This window comes from Oxalobacter formigenes (genome assembly GCF_002127965.1).
GTDB classification, from domain to species: domain Bacteria; phylum Pseudomonadota; class Gammaproteobacteria; order Burkholderiales; family Burkholderiaceae_D; genus Oxalobacter; species Oxalobacter formigenes.
On sequence record NZ_CP018787.1, the window covers coordinates 958847 to 980435 of the forward strand.

The 21589-nt window shown below is 49.2% G+C and carries 21 protein-coding genes; 9 read left to right on the forward strand and 12 right to left on the reverse strand.

Going from position 1 to position 21589, the window contains the following annotated elements:
- The first annotated feature begins 14 nt into the window (after nucleotides 1–14).
- Both BRW83_RS04565 and BRW83_RS04570 read left to right on the forward strand, forming a co-directional pair.
- Complete coding sequence (locus tag BRW83_RS04565) at nucleotides 15–458, forward strand: PaaI family thioesterase (protein ID WP_005881168.1); 444 nt, start codon at nucleotides 15–17, stop codon at nucleotides 456–458.
- Between the two features lie 483 nt (nucleotides 459–941).
- Nucleotides 942–3020 carry a copper resistance protein B gene (locus BRW83_RS04570; protein WP_036603043.1) on the forward strand — a complete coding sequence of 693 codons (2079 nt, stop codon included), beginning with the start codon at nucleotides 942–944 and terminating at the stop codon, nucleotides 3018–3020.
- 106 nt (nucleotides 3021–3126) lie between these two features.
- On the opposite strand, the gene BRW83_RS04575 is transcribed toward BRW83_RS04570, so the two are convergent.
- Nucleotides 3127–3513 carry a DUF4870 family protein gene (locus BRW83_RS04575; protein ID WP_005881166.1) on the reverse strand — a complete coding sequence of 129 codons (387 nt, stop codon included), beginning with the start codon at nucleotides 3511–3513 and terminating at the stop codon, nucleotides 3127–3129.
- A gap of 17 nt (nucleotides 3514–3530) precedes the next feature.
- Complete coding sequence (locus BRW83_RS04580) at nucleotides 3531–4331, reverse strand: class I SAM-dependent methyltransferase (protein WP_005881165.1); 801 nt, start codon at nucleotides 4329–4331, stop codon at nucleotides 3531–3533.
- A 268-nt stretch (nucleotides 4332–4599) separates the two neighbouring features.
- Between BRW83_RS04580 and BRW83_RS04585 the strand changes: the two genes are divergently transcribed.
- Together BRW83_RS04585 and BRW83_RS04590 are read left to right on the forward strand one after the other, a co-directional pair.
- Nucleotides 4600–5040 carry an OsmC family protein gene (locus BRW83_RS04585; protein WP_005881163.1) on the forward strand — a complete coding sequence of 147 codons (441 nt, stop codon included), beginning with the start codon at nucleotides 4600–4602 and terminating at the stop codon, nucleotides 5038–5040.
- 118 nt (nucleotides 5041–5158) lie between these two features.
- Nucleotides 5159–5611 carry a CBS domain-containing protein gene (locus tag BRW83_RS04590; protein WP_005881162.1) on the forward strand — a complete coding sequence of 151 codons (453 nt, stop codon included), beginning with the start codon at nucleotides 5159–5161 and terminating at the stop codon, nucleotides 5609–5611.
- Nucleotides 5612–5692: 81 nt separating this feature from the next.
- On the opposite strand, the gene BRW83_RS04595 is transcribed toward BRW83_RS04590, so the two are convergent.
- Together BRW83_RS04595 and BRW83_RS04600 are read right to left on the reverse strand one after the other, a co-directional pair.
- Complete coding sequence (locus BRW83_RS04595) at nucleotides 5693–7456, reverse strand: sensor domain-containing protein (RefSeq protein WP_005881160.1); 1764 nt, start codon at nucleotides 7454–7456, stop codon at nucleotides 5693–5695.
- A 198-nt stretch (nucleotides 7457–7654) separates the two neighbouring features.
- On the reverse strand, nucleotides 7655–9775 hold the full coding sequence (locus tag BRW83_RS04600; protein WP_005881158.1) for a sensor domain-containing protein: 2121 nt from the start codon (nucleotides 9773–9775) through the stop codon (nucleotides 7655–7657).
- On the opposite strand from BRW83_RS04600, the gene BRW83_RS04605 reads away from it, so the two are divergent.
- Nucleotides 9774–10025 carry a hypothetical protein gene (locus BRW83_RS04605; RefSeq protein ID WP_145814993.1) on the forward strand — a complete coding sequence of 84 codons (252 nt, stop codon included), beginning with the start codon at nucleotides 9774–9776 and terminating at the stop codon, nucleotides 10023–10025. The genes BRW83_RS04600 and BRW83_RS04605 overlap by 2 nt on opposite strands.
- Nucleotides 10026–10084: 59 nt before the next feature.
- Here BRW83_RS04605 and gloB read toward each other — a convergent pair whose 3' ends face one another.
- The gene (gene gloB, locus BRW83_RS04610) at nucleotides 10085–10882 is read right to left on the reverse strand and encodes a hydroxyacylglutathione hydrolase (protein ID WP_005881156.1); all 798 of its coding nucleotides are present in this window, start codon (nucleotides 10880–10882) and stop codon (nucleotides 10085–10087) included.
- Nucleotides 10883–10963: 81 nt separating this feature from the next.
- Between gloB and rnhA the strand changes: the two genes are divergently transcribed.
- On the forward strand, nucleotides 10964–11398 hold the full coding sequence (gene rnhA / locus BRW83_RS04615) for a ribonuclease HI (protein ID WP_005881154.1): 435 nt from the start codon (nucleotides 10964–10966) through the stop codon (nucleotides 11396–11398).
- Between the two features lie 22 nt (nucleotides 11399–11420).
- A complete protein-coding gene (locus BRW83_RS04620; RefSeq protein WP_145814992.1) occupies nucleotides 11421–11672 on the forward strand; it encodes a hypothetical protein in 252 nt (83 codons plus the stop codon).
- Between the two features lie 93 nt (nucleotides 11673–11765).
- Here BRW83_RS04620 and BRW83_RS04625 read toward each other — a convergent pair whose 3' ends face one another.
- From BRW83_RS04625 to BRW83_RS04650, 6 genes are all read right to left on the reverse strand, one after another.
- Nucleotides 11766–13730 carry an ATP-binding cassette domain-containing protein gene (locus BRW83_RS04625; RefSeq protein WP_005881152.1) on the reverse strand — a complete coding sequence of 655 codons (1965 nt, stop codon included), beginning with the start codon at nucleotides 13728–13730 and terminating at the stop codon, nucleotides 11766–11768.
- The gene (gene prmB, locus BRW83_RS04630; protein WP_005881151.1) at nucleotides 13727–14635 is read right to left on the reverse strand and encodes a 50S ribosomal protein L3 N(5)-glutamine methyltransferase; all 909 of its coding nucleotides are present in this window, start codon (nucleotides 14633–14635) and stop codon (nucleotides 13727–13729) included. Before prmB ends, BRW83_RS04625 begins: the two co-directional genes overlap by 4 nt.
- A 124-nt stretch (nucleotides 14636–14759) precedes the next feature.
- On the reverse strand, nucleotides 14760–15887 hold the full coding sequence (gene dapE, locus BRW83_RS04635; protein WP_005881149.1) for a succinyl-diaminopimelate desuccinylase: 1128 nt from the start codon (nucleotides 15885–15887) through the stop codon (nucleotides 14760–14762).
- A gap of 21 nt (nucleotides 15888–15908) precedes the next feature.
- Nucleotides 15909–16754, reverse strand: coding sequence for a 2,3,4,5-tetrahydropyridine-2,6-dicarboxylate N-succinyltransferase (gene dapD / locus BRW83_RS04640; protein ID WP_005881147.1), 846 nt, complete (start codon nucleotides 16752–16754; stop codon nucleotides 15909–15911).
- A 36-nt stretch (nucleotides 16755–16790) separates the two neighbouring features.
- Entirely contained in the window at nucleotides 16791–17999 is a 1209-nt protein-coding gene (gene dapC, locus BRW83_RS04645) for a succinyldiaminopimelate transaminase (protein ID WP_036603034.1), read from the reverse strand.
- 138 nt (nucleotides 18000–18137) lie between these two features.
- Nucleotides 18138–18383 carry a hypothetical protein gene (locus BRW83_RS04650; protein ID WP_036603033.1) on the reverse strand — a complete coding sequence of 82 codons (246 nt, stop codon included), beginning with the start codon at nucleotides 18381–18383 and terminating at the stop codon, nucleotides 18138–18140.
- 126 nt (nucleotides 18384–18509) lie between these two features.
- On the opposite strand from BRW83_RS04650, the gene BRW83_RS04655 reads away from it, so the two are divergent.
- Nucleotides 18510–18707 carry a hypothetical protein gene (locus BRW83_RS04655; RefSeq protein ID WP_036603031.1) on the forward strand — a complete coding sequence of 66 codons (198 nt, stop codon included), beginning with the start codon at nucleotides 18510–18512 and terminating at the stop codon, nucleotides 18705–18707.
- A gap of 297 nt (nucleotides 18708–19004) precedes the next feature.
- Nucleotides 19005–19232 carry a hypothetical protein gene (locus BRW83_RS04660; RefSeq protein WP_036603029.1) on the forward strand — a complete coding sequence of 76 codons (228 nt, stop codon included), beginning with the start codon at nucleotides 19005–19007 and terminating at the stop codon, nucleotides 19230–19232.
- Between the two features lie 371 nt (nucleotides 19233–19603).
- Here the strand turns inward: BRW83_RS04660 and BRW83_RS04665 are convergent, their stop codons facing one another.
- Nucleotides 19604–21346, reverse strand: a complete 1743-nt coding sequence (locus BRW83_RS04665; protein WP_005881145.1) for an ATP-binding protein — start codon at nucleotides 21344–21346, stop codon at nucleotides 19604–19606.
- Nucleotides 21347–21589 lie beyond the last annotated feature (243 nt).

Below are 21589 nucleotides of genomic sequence, written 5' to 3' on the forward strand. Positions count from 1 at the left end.
GACGGATAAACACGATGGCACTGATTAGCGACAATCCGTTTCTGAAAGATCTCGGGTTTGAATTGCTCGACATGAAAGACGGGATTGCAGAAGTCGGCATCAATTTGCAGGCGCAACACATGAACAGCTGGCAGGTCATGCACGGCGGCATCATCATGACCCTGCTCGACGCTGCCATGGCGCGTGCCGCGCGCTCGCTTGTGCCTGATTTGACGAGTGCGGCAACTGTTGAAATGAAAACCAGTTTCTTTCAGCCGGGTGGCAAGATCAGCCAGCAAATCATCGGACGCGGCAAGGTGCTTCATCGTTCGACGACTATGTATTATTGTGAGGGTGAAATCTGGAATGGTGAAGCCCTGATCGCCAAGGCGATGGGTACGTTCAAGATTTTCAAACGCAACGATATTGCCAGACGCCTGAAAATGACTTCATCGAAGCATTTGAATGCAGAGAGCTGAAATGTGACAGGAAAACCGGTTGCAATGATAATCCTGAATTAATAGAAAACATAATAAAAAAGGGAAATCCAGAAAAGGATTTCCCCTTTTTTTAAACTTGTTTTTAAATATATTGTTTAAAAACAGTGTGTTGTAATCGGACGAAAAATTTAAAAACCCTAAAAATTTCAGGGTTTTTTGGGATATATAAATGTGTTGTTTGAAGGTCACGAATAGGAAATTATTTGTAACAAAAGGGCTTTTGAACATCATCAGGCTTTGACTGTGCTGTTATGAGTAAGGTAGTCTTCGCAAAATTATCGGATTGGCGGGAAATCGACTTGAGCATCCTTTTCAGAAATCCGGTTTTATACAATTAAACACGAGGAGAAAGCCTGTGAGAGTACGGATGACATTTACCTCCCCCCCCCCCCCCCCCCCCCCCCATGTAAAATCTGGTTCATCAGACAGTTGCATTCTGGCGTTTGATGAAGGTGTACTCTCATGAAACGTCAATCCCCTGAATCTGTGATCTCTTCAGCATTTTCTTCCCGTATTTTTCGTCTTTCACTTATCGCTGCGGCTATTTTGTTTCCGTTGATGGTGTCGTCTTCTGCCTTTGCCGGGGAAACCATCGTTTATGAAGGAAGCGATCAATCAATGTTGAAAAAAGAGCCGGTCTATAACCGCAATAATTCCCTGTTTCCGGTGTCGGACCTGTCGAACAATAGCGTGACAGTCAGCGCTGATGTCTCTGGTCGGATTTACGGAGGGGTGAGCAAACAGATGGGGGCAGCCGTATCAAACAACCTTGTCTCGATCAATGTGGGACGCATTGGCAGCGATGTTTTGGGCGGGTACAGCAACTCTGGCAATGTGACGGAAAACACAGTTGAGGTCACTGGTAGCGTAAGGGTCAATAGCGGTGTTTATGGTGGGCAAAGCATATCCGGTACTGCGTCAGGTAACACTGTCAGGATCGGAAGTGGAGCAACCGTTACCGGTAGTATATATGGTGGAGAAAATACCTATGGTGCAGCGACGGGAAATACTGTCATCATTGACAATGGAGTAGTGAACAGCACTATTATGGGCGGAAGAAGTTCTGATGAAAATGTGACAGATAACACAATCATAATCGATAATGCAATTGTAAAAGGTAACGTTTTTGGAGGAAATACCAATTCCGGTATTGCGACAGGAAATACCGTGATCGTCAAGGGTAATTCAGACATCAGCCAGACTGATCTGACAGGAGGCTATGGTCGTATTTCATCCGACAACACCCTGCAATTCTGGTCAGCTGGTCTGAGCGCCCAAAATATCGGTCGCTTCCAGAACCTGCAGTTCATACTGCCGGGGACCATCGGGGATGGAGATATCCTGTTGACCCTGACCAATGGGGTTCAGACAAATATCAGCGACAGCAAAATCAGTGTGGCGATGGCGGCGGGAGGAAAAACGCTCAATGTCGGCAATACGGTCACCCTGCTGAAAAACGATGCCGGTATTAATAAAACCGGAGTGACCCAGACTACCATGACCGGCGTGCAAGGAGTTTCCCTGGACTACGATTTCGTCGTCAACCTTGACCCGGCTGATCCGGATCAAACAAGGTTGACCACCACGGTGACCAGCAAACATATATCCAAAGGAAGTACCATCTTCTCAACCGGAAGACTGGCCACCGTTGGCTTCCTGAATCAGGGAGGAGACTTTGCACTGGGAGAAGGCCTGAGCCGGGCGAAAGACGTGAGCACAAAAAAAGGAATCGGCGTATTCGGAGCCGTCGGAGGCAGCGACATGCGATACGACACGGGAAGCGGGAGCAGCTCAAAAGCCAGCGGAAGCCATTTCCTCGTCGGAGTGGCCGGAAAACTCGACAGCGCGCAGGATAGAGACCTCATCGCAAGCGCCTATGTTGAAGCCGGATGGGGAGACATCAGCGGTCACAACGCCGTCACCGCTGCCAGCGGAGACAGCCATTACTACGGGCTGGGTCTGATAACAAGATACCAGCAAAACGAAGGGCAGTTCAAGGGACTCTACGGACAGATTAACGCCAGAATCGGCAAAGCATCCACCGACTCCCATAGCCAGCTGGTCAGCGCCGAAGGAAACCGGGGAAGCATCGATAAAGAAGCCACCTATTATGGTGCCGGAGCGGGAGTGGGCTATCTGAAAGAACTCAATGCCAGCTACAGTCTGGACTTCAGCGCCGAATACCAGTGGACCCACTTGAACGGATATGAAGCCGACATAGCCAGAGACCCGTACCGCTTCGACGACATAGACAGTCAGCGGACAAAAGTCGGAGCGAGACTCAGCTACACGGACAGCCAGCAATTTACGCCGTACATAGGAATGGCCTGGGAACACGAATTCAGTGGAAAGGCAAATGGAACGACATACGAGTTGAGTCTGGACGAGCTGAGCCTGAAAGGAGACAGCGGGATAGTGGAAGTGGGCGTGAACGTCAAAGCGGGCAACACAGGCCGTCTGAGCTTTGATGCCAACGTATCCGGATATGTCGGACAGAGGGAGGGGGTCGCTGGCAAGTTCCGGATGAATTATGCGTTTTGAAACAGCTGTTTCTTAAACGGTTACTTTGCAGTCAGTGCACATAGGGCACGTTCAAGCCCCTCCATAGAGGGGCTTTTTTATGTTTCTTGACTTGATGTTCGTTTGCTCATTCTTCCGGATAAGGCATCGGGATACCGTCATTCAGGTACAGAAAACCCTTGATAAGGCGATAGGTGTACCAGCACCATGCCAGAACCCATACCGCTGCGGCAAATATCATGCCGATGATCGTGAAATAAAAAATCCAGCCCAGAACAACCCAGGCGAAATACCACCAGAACGAACGGATCTGCCATGTCTGGTGTGTATAGAGCCAGGTGTGAATCGCTCTCGGACGGACCAGATAATTCAGGATCAGTGGTACAAATGAAAATATGCCGAGCGTGAACAGAAAGCAAACGGCGTGGAAAATATAAAGCCACCAGGCTGTCGAACGCAGGTTGGTGAGGTAAGGCGAATTGTAATCGAGTGTAGCGTCGGTCGTCATGATCATCCTTTCGTGAAATACGTCTAGGAAGTTTGATCAGGATTTTCTCCGGAAGTTTTATGATTGACGGGAATTGTCTGAAATATTTGACGCGGTCTTTTCCTGAATGCAGCGTCGATAAGATGGACACCGTGAATCCGTTTGATCGCCTGTATCAGGTAAACGCCGCCCAGAAACGGCCACCAGCGGTTTCCCGCTTTTTCCATGAAGGCAAAACGCTTGAGCCAGTGGCGTGTACGGCAGGGTGGGCGATAACATCCGAAATGCCCGCGGTTTATTTCGAAGTTCAAGAGTTTCAGCCAGTCCTTAAGACGGGGCAAGCCGATGAATTCGGCATACGATGGTAAGAAATAGGCTCCGGTCAGTTTGCCGATACTCTGGCGAAGGCCCCACAGACTGGCCGGATTGAAGCCGCTGATGATGACTTGTCCTTCGGGAATCAGCACGCGGTCCACTTCTCTTAAAATCATGTGCGGATTTTCGGCAAACTCGAATGCATGTGGCAGGATGATCAGATCGATCGATTCGGATGCAAAAGGCAATCGGTCGATATCATGGATGAGCGAGAGCTTTGCGGCTCCATCAGTCGCGTTTGAGGAAGGTGGTTCCGGAAAGAACTGGTTGCTGACCCACCGGTTTTTGATCCGGCTGTCTTTTAAGGCGTTGATTTCGGAAAAACCGATTTGAAGGGCATTGAAACCGAATATATCGGCGGAAAGGGTCTGGAAAAGATTTTCTTCCCATTCGAGCATGTATCGTCCAACCGGTGTCATCAGCCAGTCGTGCATGATCTGGATTTTTATCTTGGCTTCAGACGCTTTCATACTTTTTCAAATATATCCGGTGAAAAAACGGTTTATCAGATTGATGGATCAATTGATGAACCGGATTTTTTATTTTACTGGCAGTTCGACGGCAGCACTACTTTCAATTTGTAAAAAACAGGCATTCAGATTGAGAATATTTTCTTTCGGGTGTGTCCTAAAAACCTCGTTCATGCCTCTAAAAAACACCCTTTTGTGTCAGGTCATGATTCATGGGGCTGTTTATGTTTGAATTAAATCATGTTTTGAACAGGTACCGGGAAAGAGTATGACAGAAAATATAACGGTGACGTTGACGCACAAAAATGATTATCGCTTTGAAGTGGATTTCAATGAATCGTTCAAGGGATTTGTTTCGGATATCGAAAAACCGTCGGGAGGAAGTTGTGGACCGGCACAAACGCATATGCTTCTGGCTGCCGTTGCCAATTGCCTGTCGGTGAGTTTTTTGTATTCACTGAACCGTTTCGGCATTGATGGTGGAAATATTGTGACGAAGGCCATGCTGGATATCTGCAAAAGGGATGGTGTATATCGTGTCGGCAAGATAAATGTCGCCATAACGACAGGAAAATCGGAAGAGGAAATGAATGGGCTGGGTGATGTTTTGTCCGGTTTTGAAAATATCAGTGCGATTTCAAGAAGTGTTCTTGAAGGCATTCCGATCGAGACTCATGTTTTTGACAGAAAAGGAATTCGCCTGAAATAAATTTTTATATCGGCGCGTTTATAAGGTATCCTTTTTACAAGGGCGGGAATTGTTTCGAAAAATTCTTCGTTGCCGTTTTCGGTTTCTTGTTTTTGACAGAAAAATAAGGAGATAAAAGATGCAGATTGGACATATTTGCTCGAACAACGTAGTGACTTGCATTTCGAATACGACAGTGCTGGAAGCCGCGCAGCTGATGCGCCGCAATCACGTCGGTACGCTGATAGTGGTTGAGGAAGTCAATGGTATGCTGGTTCCGCAAGGTATCGTAACGGATCGCGATATAGTCGTGGTCGTTCTTGCCGAAGGTCTCGATCCAAAAAGCATCAAGGTCATCGATATCATGAAGGTCGAGCTGATGACGGCCGTTGAAACGGAAGACGTGTTTGAAACGGTGGAAAGAATGCGCTTCAAGGGTGTCCGTCGTATTCCTATTGTCGATAAAATGGGCGGACTCGTCGGTATCGTCAGTGTGGACGATATCTGGAAATTCCTGTCCAAGGAGATCAACGAACTGGCTGATGTGACGACTCGCCAGCAGACACGTGAAAAAGTGGCTCGTCGCCGCTAGAATAAGCAGGGATTCAAAAAAGGCTGCTTAAATGGCAGCCTTTTTTGTCGGGGAAACGTTTGTATAAAGTAAAAACGCAATTTATTTGAAATTCGAACAGACCAGATCGGAAGGCTGGTGTTTTGCCAGAAAGATTTCCACTTTCTCGGGAGGAAGAGGCGGGCTGCATAAATATCCCTGTATCTGGTCACACCCTTTTGTGCACAGAAAAGCCAGCTGTTCGTGGGTTGCGACCCCTTCTGCGATGACAGGCATGCCCAGTGAATGAGCCAGATCGATTGTCGATTCGATGATGGATTGAATGCCGTCGCTTTCAGTGAGGCCGGATATGAAGGAACCGTCGATTTTGAGGAGGTCGATAGGTAATGATGAAAGATAACGCAGCGATGAATAACCTGTTCCGAAGTCGTCGATGGAGATGGTGACGCCAAGATCGCGGATTTCCATCAGGTTGGTTTTGACCTTGTCCATATCCTCGATGAGGCTGCTCTCTGTTATTTCCAGTTCGTAAAGGGTGGGAGGCAGGCCCATTTCAGTGACGATATGCAAGATCGATTGAGTAAGATCCGGTGTATAAAGATCTTTGGACGACACATTCAAGGCGACTGGTACCACCGGAACTTTCCGGCTTTGCCAGTCCAGCAGTTGTCGGGTAACGGCTGTCAGTGTGAATTCCGTTATTTTTTCGATCAGGCCGATTTCTTCCGCTGTAGGGATGAAATTGGCTGCTGAAATGATGCCTTCCGAAGGATGTTTCCAGCGGATCAGGGCTTCAAGCCCGACGATTTTGCCGGTCGCCAGCGACAGACGCGGTTGATAGTAGAGGATGAATTCGTTTTTATCCAGTGCACGCCTGAGCTCCGATTCATGCATCAGCCTTTGCATTGGCGTGATGATCATGTCCGGATTATAGAACCGTGCCACGCTGGAGCGTCGTTTTCTGGCTTCGGTCAGGGCGACACCGGCATATTTCAGAAGGGTATTGGCATCGGTACTGTCGCGCGGATAAATGCTGCCGCCGATGCTGACGGCGATGGAAATGTCATGTCCCGATAATTGGGAGGGCTCGCTCACCATTTTCAAAAGCCGTGTAGCGATCGCGACGATGTCGGATGCCTTGTCGATTTTTTCGAGGATAACGACAAATTCATCTCCGCCGAGCCTGACGACTGTGTCGCGCTCGTCAATGCCGTGTATGAGGCGTTTGGAGAAGAGTTTCAGGAGTGCGTCACCAGCATCATGTCCCAGACTTTCATTGATGATCTTGAAGCGGTTGATATTGAAGATCAGAATGCCGAGCATTTTTCCGGATTGCCGGGTTCTTTCAATGGCACCATCGAGAAAACTGTCGAGATAATTACGGGTTGGAAGGGATGTCAAGGGATCGAACAGGGAAATATGCTGGTCGGGGAAGGGTTTTCCTTCGGGATCGGTCAGGCGTGACACGATCAGGGCAAAATCCGGCTTGTTGTCTTCGTCAAGAATCAGTTTGACAATGTTTTCCGTTTGCATGTACAGGCCGTTTTTGTTCCGGAACTTGATTTCGACCTGAAACTGGCGCTGCGTATGCCACATGTCTTTCCATGTATGCTGTGTATGGAAGTATGTATTCGGATTGATCAGGTCCTTGACGGTTTTCGGGAATTTGCCCGGATCGTAACCCAGCATTTCTTCAAAGCGGGAATTGGCAAACAGAATCTGTTCGTCTTCACTGATTTGCAATACGCCGACAGGGAGATTGTCGAGAATGGTTTTATGGCGATTCCTTCGGTTTTTCCTTTGCGGAATGGCTGCGGAAAATTCCGGACCGGGCAAGTGATCGGCTATGTCCGCACGCTTGATCATATGTGTACTCCCTGAATTTCGTGTGAAAAAATTTGTTCTGACAAATCGTTGTTTTCAATGAGCCTGATGAGGAATTGGGACAAGCCTGCATCTACTATACGGCAGTTTTTTTTACGCACTTTTCGATTGCATCAAAGAGAATGCACAAATCATGCAAGGTAAAGTACGGGAAGGCAAAAGAAAAAACAGGGTCCGTAACTAGACGGAAAGACCCAGACTGGAAGGCATGAATTTATCAAGGAAAATGTCCAGTTCATCCGGTGACAATGGCCTGCTGCAGAGGTATCCCTGTATCTGATCGCAGCCACGATTGACCAGAAATTCAAGCTGTTCCTGAGTCGATACGCCTTCTGCGATAACTTGCATGTGCAGGGAATGAGCCAGATTGATTGTGGTCTCGACAATGGATGCCGTGTTTTTGTTCACGATGACGTTGGCGATGAACGAACTGTCGATTTTCAGATAATCGACGGGAAGGGTGGACAAATAGCTGAGAGACGAATAGCCGGTTCCGAAATCGTCTATGGAAACGGTAATGCCCATTTTACGAATTTCAGACAGAGTGGCACGGACTTTACGAATGTCTTCGATCAGGCCGGTTTCCGTGATTTCCAGTTCGAAAAGCTTTGGTGAGAGCCCGGTCTTGTCCAGAATGTCTTTCAGGGCATTTTTCAGGTCCGAATCGTATAATTCGGTGGATGCGACATTGATGGCAACGGGGATAAGCTGTTTGTTTTTTTCGCGCCATCGCATCAGTTGAGTGGTAACGGTTTTCAGCATGAATTCGCCGATACGGCGGATCAGTCCGATTCGTTCTGCCTGTAATATGAATTCGGCAGCCGGTATCAGGCCTTTCTGGGGGTGATTCCAGCGGATAAGGGCTTCAAGTCCAACGATTTTGCCCGTTGAAAGGGATAACCTGGGTTGATAATAGGCCAGGAATTCTTTCTTTTCCATCGCACGCATGAGACTCGTTTCATTCAAAAGCTGATCCAGTACCGTGACACTCATGTCCCGATTGAAGAAACGGAAGGCGTTCATGCCGGTTCGTTTGGCTTCGATCATGGCGATATCGGCATATTTCAACAGGGAATCGATTTCTGTCGAATCGCGCGGATAAACACTGCACCCTATGCTGGCGGTAACGGTAAGGTCATGTCCGGCCAGTTTCATGGGGCGTGAAATGGAATAGAGAAGATTGTGGGCGATCATATCGATGTTGTCATCGTTACGGATATTCTGGAGCACTACAATGAACTCATCGTTTCCCATCCGGATAACGATATCTTCCTTTCGCAAGGAAGTTGAAAGGCGAATCGCGATCGATTTGAGCAATTCGTCGCCTACTTCATGACCGAGACTTTCATTAACCATTTTGAAACGGTTGAGGTTCAGCAGCAAGATGGCAAAACTCTGTCTGGATTTGGCGGAACGATCGATCGCATCGTTTAACAGCAAATCAGCATAGTTCCGGCTTGGCAGGGATGTCAGCCGGTCATACAAAAAGAGATTGCGCCTTTCGCCTGAGTAATCCTTGTCGCTTGGCAGAGTGGCAATCAGGGCATACGCCGGTTTGCGTTTATCGTCGAGTTTTAAGGAAATTTCATTATTGGTCAGGATGTAAGAGCCATCCTGACAGCGCAGGGGCAATTCAATGTGAAAGTGCGATGTCGTGTACCAGAGTTCCTGCCAGGACTTGACTGTTTCGGCTTTTTTGCGGTTTTGGGGATGGAGCAAATCGTTGAAACTGACGGGAAAAGTTTCATCCGTGTAACCCAACAACTTTTTTATGGTGCGGTTGGCATACAGTATTCGCGTATCCTGTGCCAGTTGCATCACGCCGACTCTTATTTCATCAAGAAAATTTCCATAAACGGCCTTTTCATCGGCGAAAGGTGTTCCCGTATCCCGGGATGACTCGGGCAAAGTTTTGAAAGTGCAGTACAGTCCGGTAACCTGCCCGTTTTCATTATGGATGGGAACGCAGCTGAAAACGGATTGATCCTGCTGGTTTTTATTCTCTTTCAAAACCCACAGGGATACTCTTTCCGGTTTCGGTTCTTTTCCTTGTAGTGCCAGTTTTACTGGAGTGGATATTGTTTCCCACAAGGGCGCGAGCAGATCTTTCAGGGATTGTCCGGATCGGGACGTGCGATGATCGATCAGTTCGGAAAAAGCGTCGTTGCAGAAGGTGGTCAAATCCTTTCCCCAGGCGATGCAAACGGGTTCGTTTGAGTGCTGCGCAATGGAAAACAGGTTTTTTAACAACCAGGGCCAGTCTGAACGGGTGTCGAGTGACAGTCGGGATGATTCAGCCATGTCGATCTACTTTCCTGTAACAGGGGAATTAGGGTCAGAAGTCTGTTTATCATCTTTTTCCGGCATGCATCATCCTGATGAAGATCGCTTGAATGCCTGTAGTTTATTCGAAATGATGATGCTTAGGTTCATTAAATATCAGGGGAAGATAATAAAAATTGTCCGGATGGAAAAATTTCCGGTTTTGACCGGGATATTTTTACCTGATGAAACCGGTAAAAAAAGAAATTCTTTTGATAACGGAAAATGACGGGATGAAATTGAAAAAACCGGACAGGATCTGTCCGGTTACATGCTTGTGTCACAAGATCAGACGTACTTGTTTTTCCATTCACGCATGGCTGCAAAAGCGTTGACTGGATCGTGATCTTTCAGTTTGCCAAGCGATTCCAGCCGTTTCATGACTTCTTCCCTGTCAGCCCGTAAAAATGGATTCGTCGCTTTTTCAAGCCCGATAGTGGATGGCAAGGTCGGCTGCCGACGGTTGCGTTTGGCGACGTCTTCCTTGATCCGGGCGGCCAGCGCCTTGCTGTCGGGTTCGATTTCACGGGCGAATTTCAGATTGGACAGGGTGTATTCATGCCCGGCAAATACTTCAACGTCGTCCGGCAACGCTGCCAGTTTGGAAAGCGATGTCCACATCTGTTCCGGCGTACCTTCGAACATGCGGCCGCAACCGGCACCGAACAGCATGTCTCCGCAAAAGAGCCATTTCTCTTTTTTGGCATAATAGGCAATGTGACCTTTGGTATGGCCAGGTACGTCCAGCACGGACAGCTGCAAATTGTCCAATTCGAAAATCGTGACGATATCGCCTTCCTGCACCGGTTGCGTGACGGATTCGATCGGGTCGAAACGCGGGCCGTAAACGGGAACGGAATATTCCTGAAGCAGACGGCTGACACCGCCGATATGGTCTTCATGGCGATGAGTCAGTACAATGGCACACAGTTTTAAGGAACGTTTTTGTAAAGCGGCCAGTACGGGGCCTGCCTCACCGGGATCGACGATGACCGCCTCTTTCCGGTTATCGATCATCCAGATATAGTTATCGTTGAATGCAGGAATGGGACTGACCTGAAGGGTTTGATCGGTCGAAGATGGCATAGTGTCTCCAGCGGCGAAAAAAATTTATTATAACCAGAGAATCTGGTGAATGTTTGAGATTGACAGATGATGTGTGAAAAAATGAATGAAGTGGAAATTTATACGGATGGTGCCTGTCGCGGCAATCCCGGCCCGGGTGGATGGGGGGTATGGATGATTGCGGGGGGGCATGAAAAGGAATTGTTTGGCGGAGATGCCGATACGACAAACAATCGCATGGAACTGATGGCGGTGATCGAGGCTTTGAGGGCCCTGAAGCGACCTTGCAAGGTGGTTCTGCATACTGACAGCCAGTACGTCCAGAAGGGCATTTCGGAATGGATTCATAAATGGAAAGCCCGTGGCTGGAGAACGGCGGATAAAAAACTGGTGAAAAACGTCGATCTCTGGATGGAGCTGGATCAGGCGAGGGCACAGCATGACATCGACTGGAGGTGGATCAAGGGGCATGCCGGTCATGAAGGCAATGAAAAGGCGGATCAGCTTGCCAATAAAGGGGTCGATTCGGTTTTGTAATTTTTCGGAATTGGAAGGAGTCATGCAAATGATCAGATGGCTGATTGCGGTTCTCTTGTCTTGCAGTTTTTCCACAGCAGCGATAGCTGCTTCAGCAGTGACTGGACCGGAGGTGTACGGATTCCGGGTGGAAAAAATCAGCAAGGACGACGACGCTTATCGTCAGGGCAATATTTACCTGTTGACCGGGCCTGATGGTCGGGAACAATATATTATTGTCAGGGATTTAAGTGGAGCGGTTGCTATTGTGAAACGGGAACCGGTCAGGAAATAAAACCGGCGCATATTATTGTTTGTACGGAATGAAAAAGAGCGGTTTGCACGAAAAAAGTGCAAGCCGCTCTTTTATTGTGCAGGCAAGTTGTTTTCATGAAGAAAGCAGGTTTTCCAGTTCATCCTGTTTTTCAAGCCACTCTTCTTCAAGAGCACCAAGCACTTTGGTGCATTCCACCTGGTCGGCCAGGAGTTTTTTCAGCTTGTCTTTGTTGGCCTGTTCGTAAATGGCCGGATCAGTCAGCTGGCTGTCGATAGCGGATTTTTTGTCGTTCAGTTTGCCGATTTCGTTTTCCAGCCAGTTCAGGCGTTTTTCAAGCGGTTTTTTCAGCGCTGACAGGCGTTGCCGTTCTTCCGCTTCCAGCCGTTTTTGCTCTTTGCGGTCAATGGCTTGTCTGGCCTGTAAATCTGCCGGTGCATCGTTATGGTGCACGCTGTTTTTTTCGAGGTGGATTTTAAAGAGCCAGTCCCGGTAATCGTCCAGATCGCCGTCGAATTCTTTCAGCTTTCCTTCGGAAACGATATAGAACCGGTCTGTCGTCGCTCTCAGAAGATGGCGATCATGCGAGACAAGCAAAAGCGTGCCTTCATACTGGGCAAGTGCCTCGGTCAGGGCTTCGCGCATGTCGAGGTCGAGATGGTTGGTCGGTTCGTCCAGGAGCAACAGGTTCGGACGTTCCCAGACAATCAGGGCGAGCGCAAGCCGCGCTTTTTCGCCACCGGAAAAGGGAGCGACAGGGCTGGTCGCCATTTCGCCGTGGAAGTTGAAGCTGCCCAGAAAGTTGCGCAATTCCTGTTCACGGGTGTCTGGCGCAATTTTCATCAGGTGCCAGAGGGGCGATTCCTCGTTTCGCAGCATCTCAACCTGATGCTGGGCGAAGTAACCGATTTTCAGACCCTTGCCGGTCGTGAATTTGCCGGAAAGCGGTTCCAGCCCGGCTGCCACGGTTTTGATGAACGTCGATTTGCCTGCGCCGTTCACACCGAGAAGGCCGATTCGTTCGCCAGTCTGGAGAGCGAACTGGATATCTTTTACGATCGGTGTGGTCGAAACGATATCGCCATTGGCATCCCTGTCGGTATATCCGGCGGTCAGCCCGTTCATGACGAGTAACGGATTCGGAGAGGATTCCGGCTCGAAAAATTCGAAGGAAAATTCGGCGGCGGCACGCAATGGTGCCAGCTCTTCCATTTTTTCCAGTGCCTTGATACGGCTCTGGGCTTGTCGTGCTTTGGTTGCCTTGTACTGGAAACGGCTGATGTAGGATTGCAAATGCGCCCGACGCTTGGCCTGTTTTTCGATCATGCTTTGCATCAGCGTCATCTGCTCGGCGCGCTGGCGTTCGAAGGCTGAATAATTGCCTGCGTAGCGTTTCAGCTTGCCGTCGTCGATGTGTAGGATGACGTTGGCGATGCCGTCCAGAAAATCGCGGTCATGCGAAATGACGATCAATGTGCCGCTATAGCGTTTGAGCCAGTCTTCGAGCCAGAGAATGGCATCGAGATCCAGATGGTTGGTCGGTTCATCCAGCAGCAAGAGATCGGATGGACACATCAAGGCCTGTGCCAGATTCAGGCGCATGCGCCAGCCACCCGAAAAGGTCGAGACATTGCGTTGCATCTGGTCCATTGAAAAGCCGAGGCCCAGCAAAAGCTGTTCGGCACGGGATTTGACGGTATAAATGCCTGCGTCGGCCAGTGCGGTATGCAGTTCGGCAATGCGCATGCCCGCAGCGGCGTCTTGTTCTCTGGCTTCGAGTTCGGCCAGTTCGGCTTCGAGCGCACGCAAGTGTGTGTCGCCGTCGATAGCGTATTCAATTGCAGGCCGTTCAAGCGCAGGTGTTTCCTGTGCGACGTGGGAGATTCGCCATGCTGATGGAAAATCGATATCGCCACCATCAACGTGCAATTCGCCCATCAGAAGGGCGAAAAGACTTGTTTTGCCTGCGCCATTCGGGCCGACCAGACCGATTTTTTCACCGGGATTCAAGGTCGCTTCGGCTTTTTCAAACAGCGGCTTCGTGCCGCGCATGAGCGAAAATTGCTGGAAACGGATCATGCTTTGCCAAGACCCTTCAATTGTTCAGCCGTCAGCAGGAAAACACGGTCGTCCCCACCGGAAGTGGAGAGCCATGTCAATTCCAGTTCGGGAAAAGCGGCAATCGCGTTTTCGGCTTCGTTGCCGATTTCGACGATCAACAGGCCATCGTCAGTCAGTTTTTCCCCCGCTGTCCTGACGATGCGGCGCACGATGTCCATTCCGTCGAAACCGCCTGCCAGCGCCATTTGCGGTTCATGCATGTATTCGGGTGGCAAGTCGTCCATCGAGGACTGGTTGACGTATGGCGGGTTGGTGACGATCAACTGGTATTGTTTGTCAGGGATGCCGTCGTACAAGTCGGCGTGATGCAGCTTGACACGGTCCTTCAACTGATAGTTGTTGATGTTCGTCTGGGCAATCCCCAGCGCGGCAGGAGACAGTTCGACGGCATCGACGGTGGCGTTTTCGAACACGTCAGCCAGCATGATGGCAAGACAGCCGGAACCGGTGCAGAGTTCAAGAATATCGGTCACGCCCTCCGGATCGATTATCCAGGGAGAAAACTGTTCGACGATCAGTTCGGCCAGAAAGGAGCGTGGAATGATGACGCCTTTTTCAACGTAGAAGGAATAACCTTGCAAAAACGCTTCGTTGGTCAGGTAAGCGGCCGGGATGCGTTCATCTGCCCGGCGGTCAATGATATTGACGACGTTTTCGATTTCTTCAGGCAGGAGTTTCGCATCCAGGAAAGGGTCGAGTTCATCCAGCGGGAGCGACAGGGTATGAAGGATAAGGAAAACGGCTTCATCCCATGCGTTTTCACTGCCGTGGCCGAAAAAGAGTTTTTCACGGTTAAAACGCGTGACGGCATAGCGCAGCAGGTCGCGCACGGTGGAAAACGTGCTGGCGTGTGGTGTATTCATGGTGTCGGTCAATTCATGAAACAAGGGCCCGGTTGTGACCGGACCCTTACAGGTAATCGGAATGTTCGCCAGTATAACCGGTGTGACCGGCTAAAAACAGCGCATTGAAAAACAATCCGGCATTTTACAGGAAGAGTTTTTCCAGTGTACGCCGATAGATGTCGGTCAAGGGCTGGATGTCTGAAACAGGCACGTTTTCATCGATCTGGTGAATGCTTTCCGTCACTGGTCCGAATTCGACGACTTGAGGGCAGATGCGGGCGATAAAACGTCCGTCGGAGGTTCCGCCGGTTGTGGAGAGTTCCGGGGTGATGCCGGTTTTTTCCTTTATGGCTTCCGACAAGGCGTCACAGAGCGAGCCGCGAGGTGTCAGAAAGGGAACACCGGAATAATTCCAGTCGAGCCGGTAATTCAGGCCATGTTTGTCCAGAATGGCACAGACGCGTTCTTTCAGGCTGTCCACCGTACTGGCGGTACAAAAACGGAAATTGAATTCGACGAACAGTTCACCCGGAATGACATTGTTGGCGCCTGTTCCTGCGTGGATATTGGAAATCTGCCATGTCGTCGGTTCATAGTATTCATTGCCCTTGTCCCATACGGTCGCCGAGAGTTCCGCGATGGCAGGAGCCGCCAGATGGATCGGGTTGGCTGCGCGTTTCGGATAGGCGATATGGCCCTGTTTGCCGATAACGGTCAGTTTGCCGCAGAGTGAACCACGCCGGCCATTCTTGATCGTATCGCCCAGTTTTGTCAGGGAACTCGGTTCGCCGACGATACAGTAATCGGGATGAATGCCGCGTTCGTCGAGCAGCTTGACAACGACGTCCGTTCCATCCACGGCGATACCTTCCTCATCGCTGGTGAAGATGAAACCGATCGAGCCTTTGTAGTCGGGATGGGACAGGATAAAATCCCTGGCGGCAATGACCATTGCCGCATCCGAGGTTTTCATGTCGGATGCGCCACGTCCGTAGAGACGGCCATTACGTACGGTTGGCGTGAACGGATCGGAGCCCCATTTTTCGACCGGGCCGGTCGGCACAACGTCGGTATGGCCTGCGAATACAAGGAGGGGGCCACTGGTACCATGACGTGCCCAGAGATTGGTGACGCCATTGCTGACGATGGTTTCGCATTCGAATCCCAGTGGTTTCAACTGGTCGATGATCAGTTTCTGGCAGTTTTTGTCGTCCGGAGTAATGGATGGCTCGGCAATCAGTGCGCTGGCCAGTTCGAAGGTCGAATTCATGGCGTCTCCTTTGCTTGTCGCTCAGTTATCCCGTAACAGGTCGTTGATCGCGGTTTTGGCACGCGTTACGGCGTTCACGCGCTTGACGATTACTGCACAGTATAAACTGTATTTCCCACCCGGATCAGGGATATTTCCCGGAACGACGACGGAACCGGAAGGGACGCGGCCATACAGGATACGGTCGTTTTCGCGGTCGTAAATGCGGGTGGACTGCCCGATATAGACGCCCATCGAGATGACGCTGTTTTCCTCGACAATCACTCCTTCGACGATTTCAGAACGGGCACCGATAAAGCAGTTGTCCTCGATGATGGTCGGATTGGCCTGCATCGGTTCCAGTACACCACCGATTCCGACGCCACCGGACAGGTGGACGTGTTTGCCGATCTGGGCGCAGGAACCGACGGTTGCCCAGGTATCGATCATGGTGCCTTCTCCTACGTAAGCGCCGATATTGACGAAGGAGGGCATCATGACGACGTTTTTGCCGATATAGCTGCCCAGACGGGCAACGGCAGGGGGGACGACACGGAAACCGGCTTTGGCAAAGTCCTCTTGTGTGTAATTGGCGAATTTGCTGGTGACCTTGTCATAAAAGTGGAGCGCGGGCGAGCCGTCTGCACCGACCGGCATCGCAAAGTTTTCCTGAAGGCGGAAGGAGAGTAGAACCGCCTTTTTGGTCCACTGGTTGACGATCCATTCGCCATTCTTTTTTTCCGCAACGCGAAGTTGTCCGCAATCAAGCTGCCGGATTACTTCGGCAATCGCCGCGCGGAGAATGGGAGAAGTATCGCCCGCTGCAAAACTGTCCCGGTTTTCCCAGGCTTCTTCGATGATTTGTTTGAGTTGTTCTTCCTGTGACATGGTGTTTTCCTGTTTCTCGTTTTTTCAGTATGTTGTTTACAGTTCGCGTCTTTGGGTTTTGACGAATTCAACGATGCGCAAAATACCTTCCAGACATTCGGCAGGTTCGGCAACCAGCGCAAGTCGAATCCGGTTTTTGCCGGGGTTGATGCCGTTGGCTTCTCTGGCCAGATAGCTGCCGGGCAGGACGGTGACGTTGAATTTTTCGTAAAGCTTTCGGGCAAATTCGGTGTCGGACAGACCTGTCCGTTCGAATACTTCGGCCCAGAGATAAAAACTGGCGTCCGGCATCGATACGTTCAGTGCCTGCTGCAAAAGAGGCACTGCTTCACGGAATTTGGCGATATATTTGGCGCGGTTTTCTTCAACGTGCTTTTCGTCGTCCCATGCGGCAACGGAGGCGGCCTGTATCGTTTCGCTCATGGCGGTACCGTGATAGGTACGGTAGAGCAGGAATTGTCTGATGATTTGTGCGTCGCCTGCGACGAAACCAGAACGCATGCCGGGAACATTGGAGCGTTTCGACAGGGAAGAAAGCATGATGAGGCGGCGATAATCCTTGCGTCCAAGCCGGTATGCCGCTTCCAGTCCTCCAGGAGGCGGGGCGTCGAAATAAATTTCCGAATAACATTCATCCGATGCGATGACGAATCCGTAACGGTCGGAGAGTTCGAACAGCTTTTTCCATTGTTCCAGATCCATGACCGCCCCGGTCGGATTTCCGGGGGAACAGACGTAAACGAGTTTTGTCTTTTGCCAGACGGTTTCAGGCACGCTGTCGTAGTCACAGCCGAAATTTTTTTCTGCAACTGCATTGACAAAATAAGGTTCCGCTCCGGCCAGATAAGTGGCACCTTCATAAATCTGATAAAACGGGTTGGGACAAACGACGATGCCATGTTCAGACGGGTCGAGTACGGTCTGGGCCAGCGAAAAGAGTGCTTCCCGTGATCCGAGTGTCGGCAGGATCTGGCTTGCAGGATCCGGGGCCGGGATTTTGTAACGTCTGTTCAGCCAGACAGCAATCGATTCCCTCAGGGCGAGTGTTCCCAGCGTTGCAGGGTATTTTGACAAGCCGTCCAGATTGTCGCGCAGGGCACGACGGATGAACGAGGGTGTGCTGTGTTTCGGTTCGCCAATACCGAAATTGATATGGCTGATAGCCGGGTCCGGACGATTGATGGCAAACAGTTTCCTGAGCTTTTCAAAAGGATAAGGCTGCAAACGGTTCAATAAAGGATTCATAGCTCGTTTCAACCGTAAAAAGGAATATCGTTAATTGTCTGAATGAGAATCATTATCGCATCATTTTCATTTTGTGTTGTTTGGTCGAAGGACAGTTCAAAATAAAGCAGGAATCGTGCCAATTTGGTGAGTCCGGGTTCACAAAAGGGCAGGATTTTTTGCGGCACGGTTTGGTGCAAAAAGCGAAAGAAAAAATGGACGCTTATTGATGAATTCGATAATGCGCTTTTGTCGTTTGAGGTCGAATGGTGATCGTGATGTGATGGATTGAAACAATACATCTAAATCAAAAGGTGCGTATTTGCATGAAAAAAACCGTTGAATGACGAGAACCGAAGCGTGACGGCGAAGTCTATTGGTATGTCTTCCCCGGTTGATATCCATCCGTATATTCCTTTCTCTGTCATGACGCGGTCACAAAGTGCGAATATTCTGTGCGTATCGGAGGGCACTTTCCCATAAGGCATTTGTCCGGAGGGTTGATCATCATTTTAAGGAAAGGATGCAATCATGGATGTGGTTATCAACAAACGGAAGATACGCGATACGGTTAAACAGATGGTCGATAATGGCCGGAAAAACCTGAAACAGGAAATCCGGAATCATCCGGCCAGTACGGTTTTTCAGGCTCCGTGTCCGATTAGAAACGGTTTCGGCTGGAATCCCTGGATGGCAGCCTCACCGTTTGTTGCACTAAAGCAATTCTGACTTTTTATTTGTCCTTAGAGTTTTTTTCATTTTGCCGGAAATCCTGTTTCCGGCTTTTTTATTGGCGTTTTCCGGATAATTTACAGGTGGCCAATTCTGTTATCAGGAATGTCCGGCCTGTGCATAAGGGAAGCTTTCTCCTTTTGAGATATATCGTTTTTTTCAATGATTCTCTTGATTTTGATTGAATGTCACAATCGCGTAATGAAAGACACTTATCTTCCAGTTATCGATTAAAACCGGATTGATTGCTGGATAAAAAACAGTGTTGATCATTTTGTCAAAAAGGATTTGATCATGGATGACGCGATAACGAAACGGAGCATCATGAGGGCCGTTATCCTGGCATGCATCCCGGCCTGTTTGTCCGCGGTGGTGCTTTACAAGATGCCCGTGAAAGATTTTCTGGTTTCTGCCATATTGGAAAATACCGGCAGTTATGTGAGTGGACACCCCGACGTGAAACCGGATTCGAGAATGACCGACCGGTTGAAGAAAGATCGCTGGATGGATTTGTTTTTGTAGTTGCTTGGTAAGTGCGTTTTAGAGTTTTTTTTTCATTTGCCGGAAACAATCGTTTCCGGCTTTTTTATTCGATAATTCTTGTTTCTGGGAATAAACAACAAGGTATTTCATTGGTTTATAGCCAGAATACAGCCCGATCCTGAAAGGTAAGGGCGGTACATTCGAGCCGGGTTTTCCTTCAAACCGGCCAAAAACGACAAGGTCAGCTTTGATCCGGGCATTCAGGCGTATACCGCAGTCCGTGAAGGGGTCGCTGCAACGGCCCGGTTCAGGTACCAGTTCTGATAGTTATTCAAAAATAGCTCCAGTCGTTTGTCCCGTATGTCTGGCTTTTCAGCCCGTTGCCTTTTATGGGACGGTTGTTTTTTTGATCAATGAATCACTTCTTTTTTATCAAGTGATCTGGCAATCATACGGATCAGCTTGTCCGGATCGATCGGCTTTGACAGGTAATCGTTCATGCCGCTTTTAAGGGCGTTTTCCATATCGTTTCTGAATGCGTTTGCCGTCAGTGCAATGATGGGGATCGTCCGGGCATCTTCTTTGGGCAAGTTCCGGATGATCCGGGTTGCTTCGAGTCCATCCATCTCCGGCATTTGTACGTCCATCAGAACAAGACTGTAAAAACCGGCTGGTGAGGCCTTGAACTTGTCAACTGCTTCCCGACCGGTCCAGACGTGGTCCATGATGACTTCTGTCTTTTCCAGCATTGCCATAACGATTTCAGCATTGATTTCATTGTCTTCCGCGATCAGAATGCGACAGCCTTTGAGCTGAACCGGTTTGCCGTCTGTTGATTCACTGTTTGACATGATGACCGGATTTTCATGATCCATCTGTTCAAGCCCGAGTCTGACCGTAAAGGTCGAACCTTCGCCGGGGAGGCTGTTTACCGACATGGTGCCGTGCATCATTTTCACCAGATTCTGGCAGATCGCCAGACCCAGACCGGTCCCACCATATTGTCTGACTGTCTGTTTTTCCTGCTCGAAAGGTTCGAACATGTGTTTCATGAATTCTTCCGACATCCCGATGCCGGTATCGCTGACGATGAATTCGAGATTGACGTAACGTGAAGTATCCGTCGGCGTCTGCCGGACTTCAAGGATGATTTCTCCGCCCGATGGCGTAAATTTGATGGCATTGGAAACGATATTGATAATGATTTGGGTGATTCTCAATTCATCGCCAATGAGCGCCTGTCCGGTCAATCCTCTTTTGATGAGCCTGAAGTCGATATTCTTGTCTGCGGCTCTCTGGGCAAACATGATTTCGATATTGTCGAGCATCTGGAGAAGATTGAATTCTTTTTCAACCAGTTCAACCTTGCCGCTTTCGATTCTGGCCATATCGAGGATGTCGTTGATCAAGGCCAGCAAAAACTGGGAAGACATGTCGAGTTTGTTCAGGCTGTCCTCGAGTTTTTCACGGTTTTCCAGCGACATTCTGGCAATTTTCGTCATGCCGATGATGCCGTTCATCGGAGTGCGGATTTCATGAGACATTTTTGAGAGAAATTCACTTTTTTCCTTGCTGGCGTTTTCGGCATATTGCAAATCCTGGCTCAGTTTTTTTTGCCTTGAAGACAGAAGGTAAACCAGCAGTACAAGAATGGCAAAAGCAATATTCAGTCCGATGAGCCAGCCCCATGTCCTGTATACGATTTTTTCCGAGTATTCTTCTGAAGCGGTTACGGCCTGATTGGCTACGTCAAAGAGCTTTTCACTCAGATCGTAAAGTTTTTGTGTGTCGCCGCCTTTGCGGACATGGTAGATTTCTGACTTGATGGTTTTCCAGTGGTTTTGCAACTCTTGCAAGTGGCTTTGATAAACAGGGTCGTCCAGAAAAACAAGATTGTTTTTTCCTGTTCCACCCGTCAGTTCGTTAATGATGCAGTCAAGCCGGTCAATGAGAGGATCGTCAGGAATATGCCGGAGTTCCTGTTTGACAAGTTGCTGGGTGGCGCCACGGACGATGCCGGTGTAATTGATGACCCGGGCGTGTCCCTGCAGCTTGTTGATGTAATAAAGAGATACACCGCTCAAAAAGGTAAACGCGACAATCAATAGCGCAGGCACTATTTTCCGGTACGTTTTGCGTGACAATGAAGTCATGAAATATTCTTCCTGTCCAATTGCGGTTTTACACTAAATTACAGGAGATTAAATATTTGTCAGTTTTTATGAGACTGAAGCCGGTATTGGAAATGTGATCCTGCCATCACAAAACACGATCCAATGATTCAAGTATGCCATAGAATCAATTCTTTATTATTTCTTTATGGAAATATCTGATTTTAACCTTGATCACACTATATCAATGTGTTGTTTTAATGACATGTCTTCAGTTGAATATCG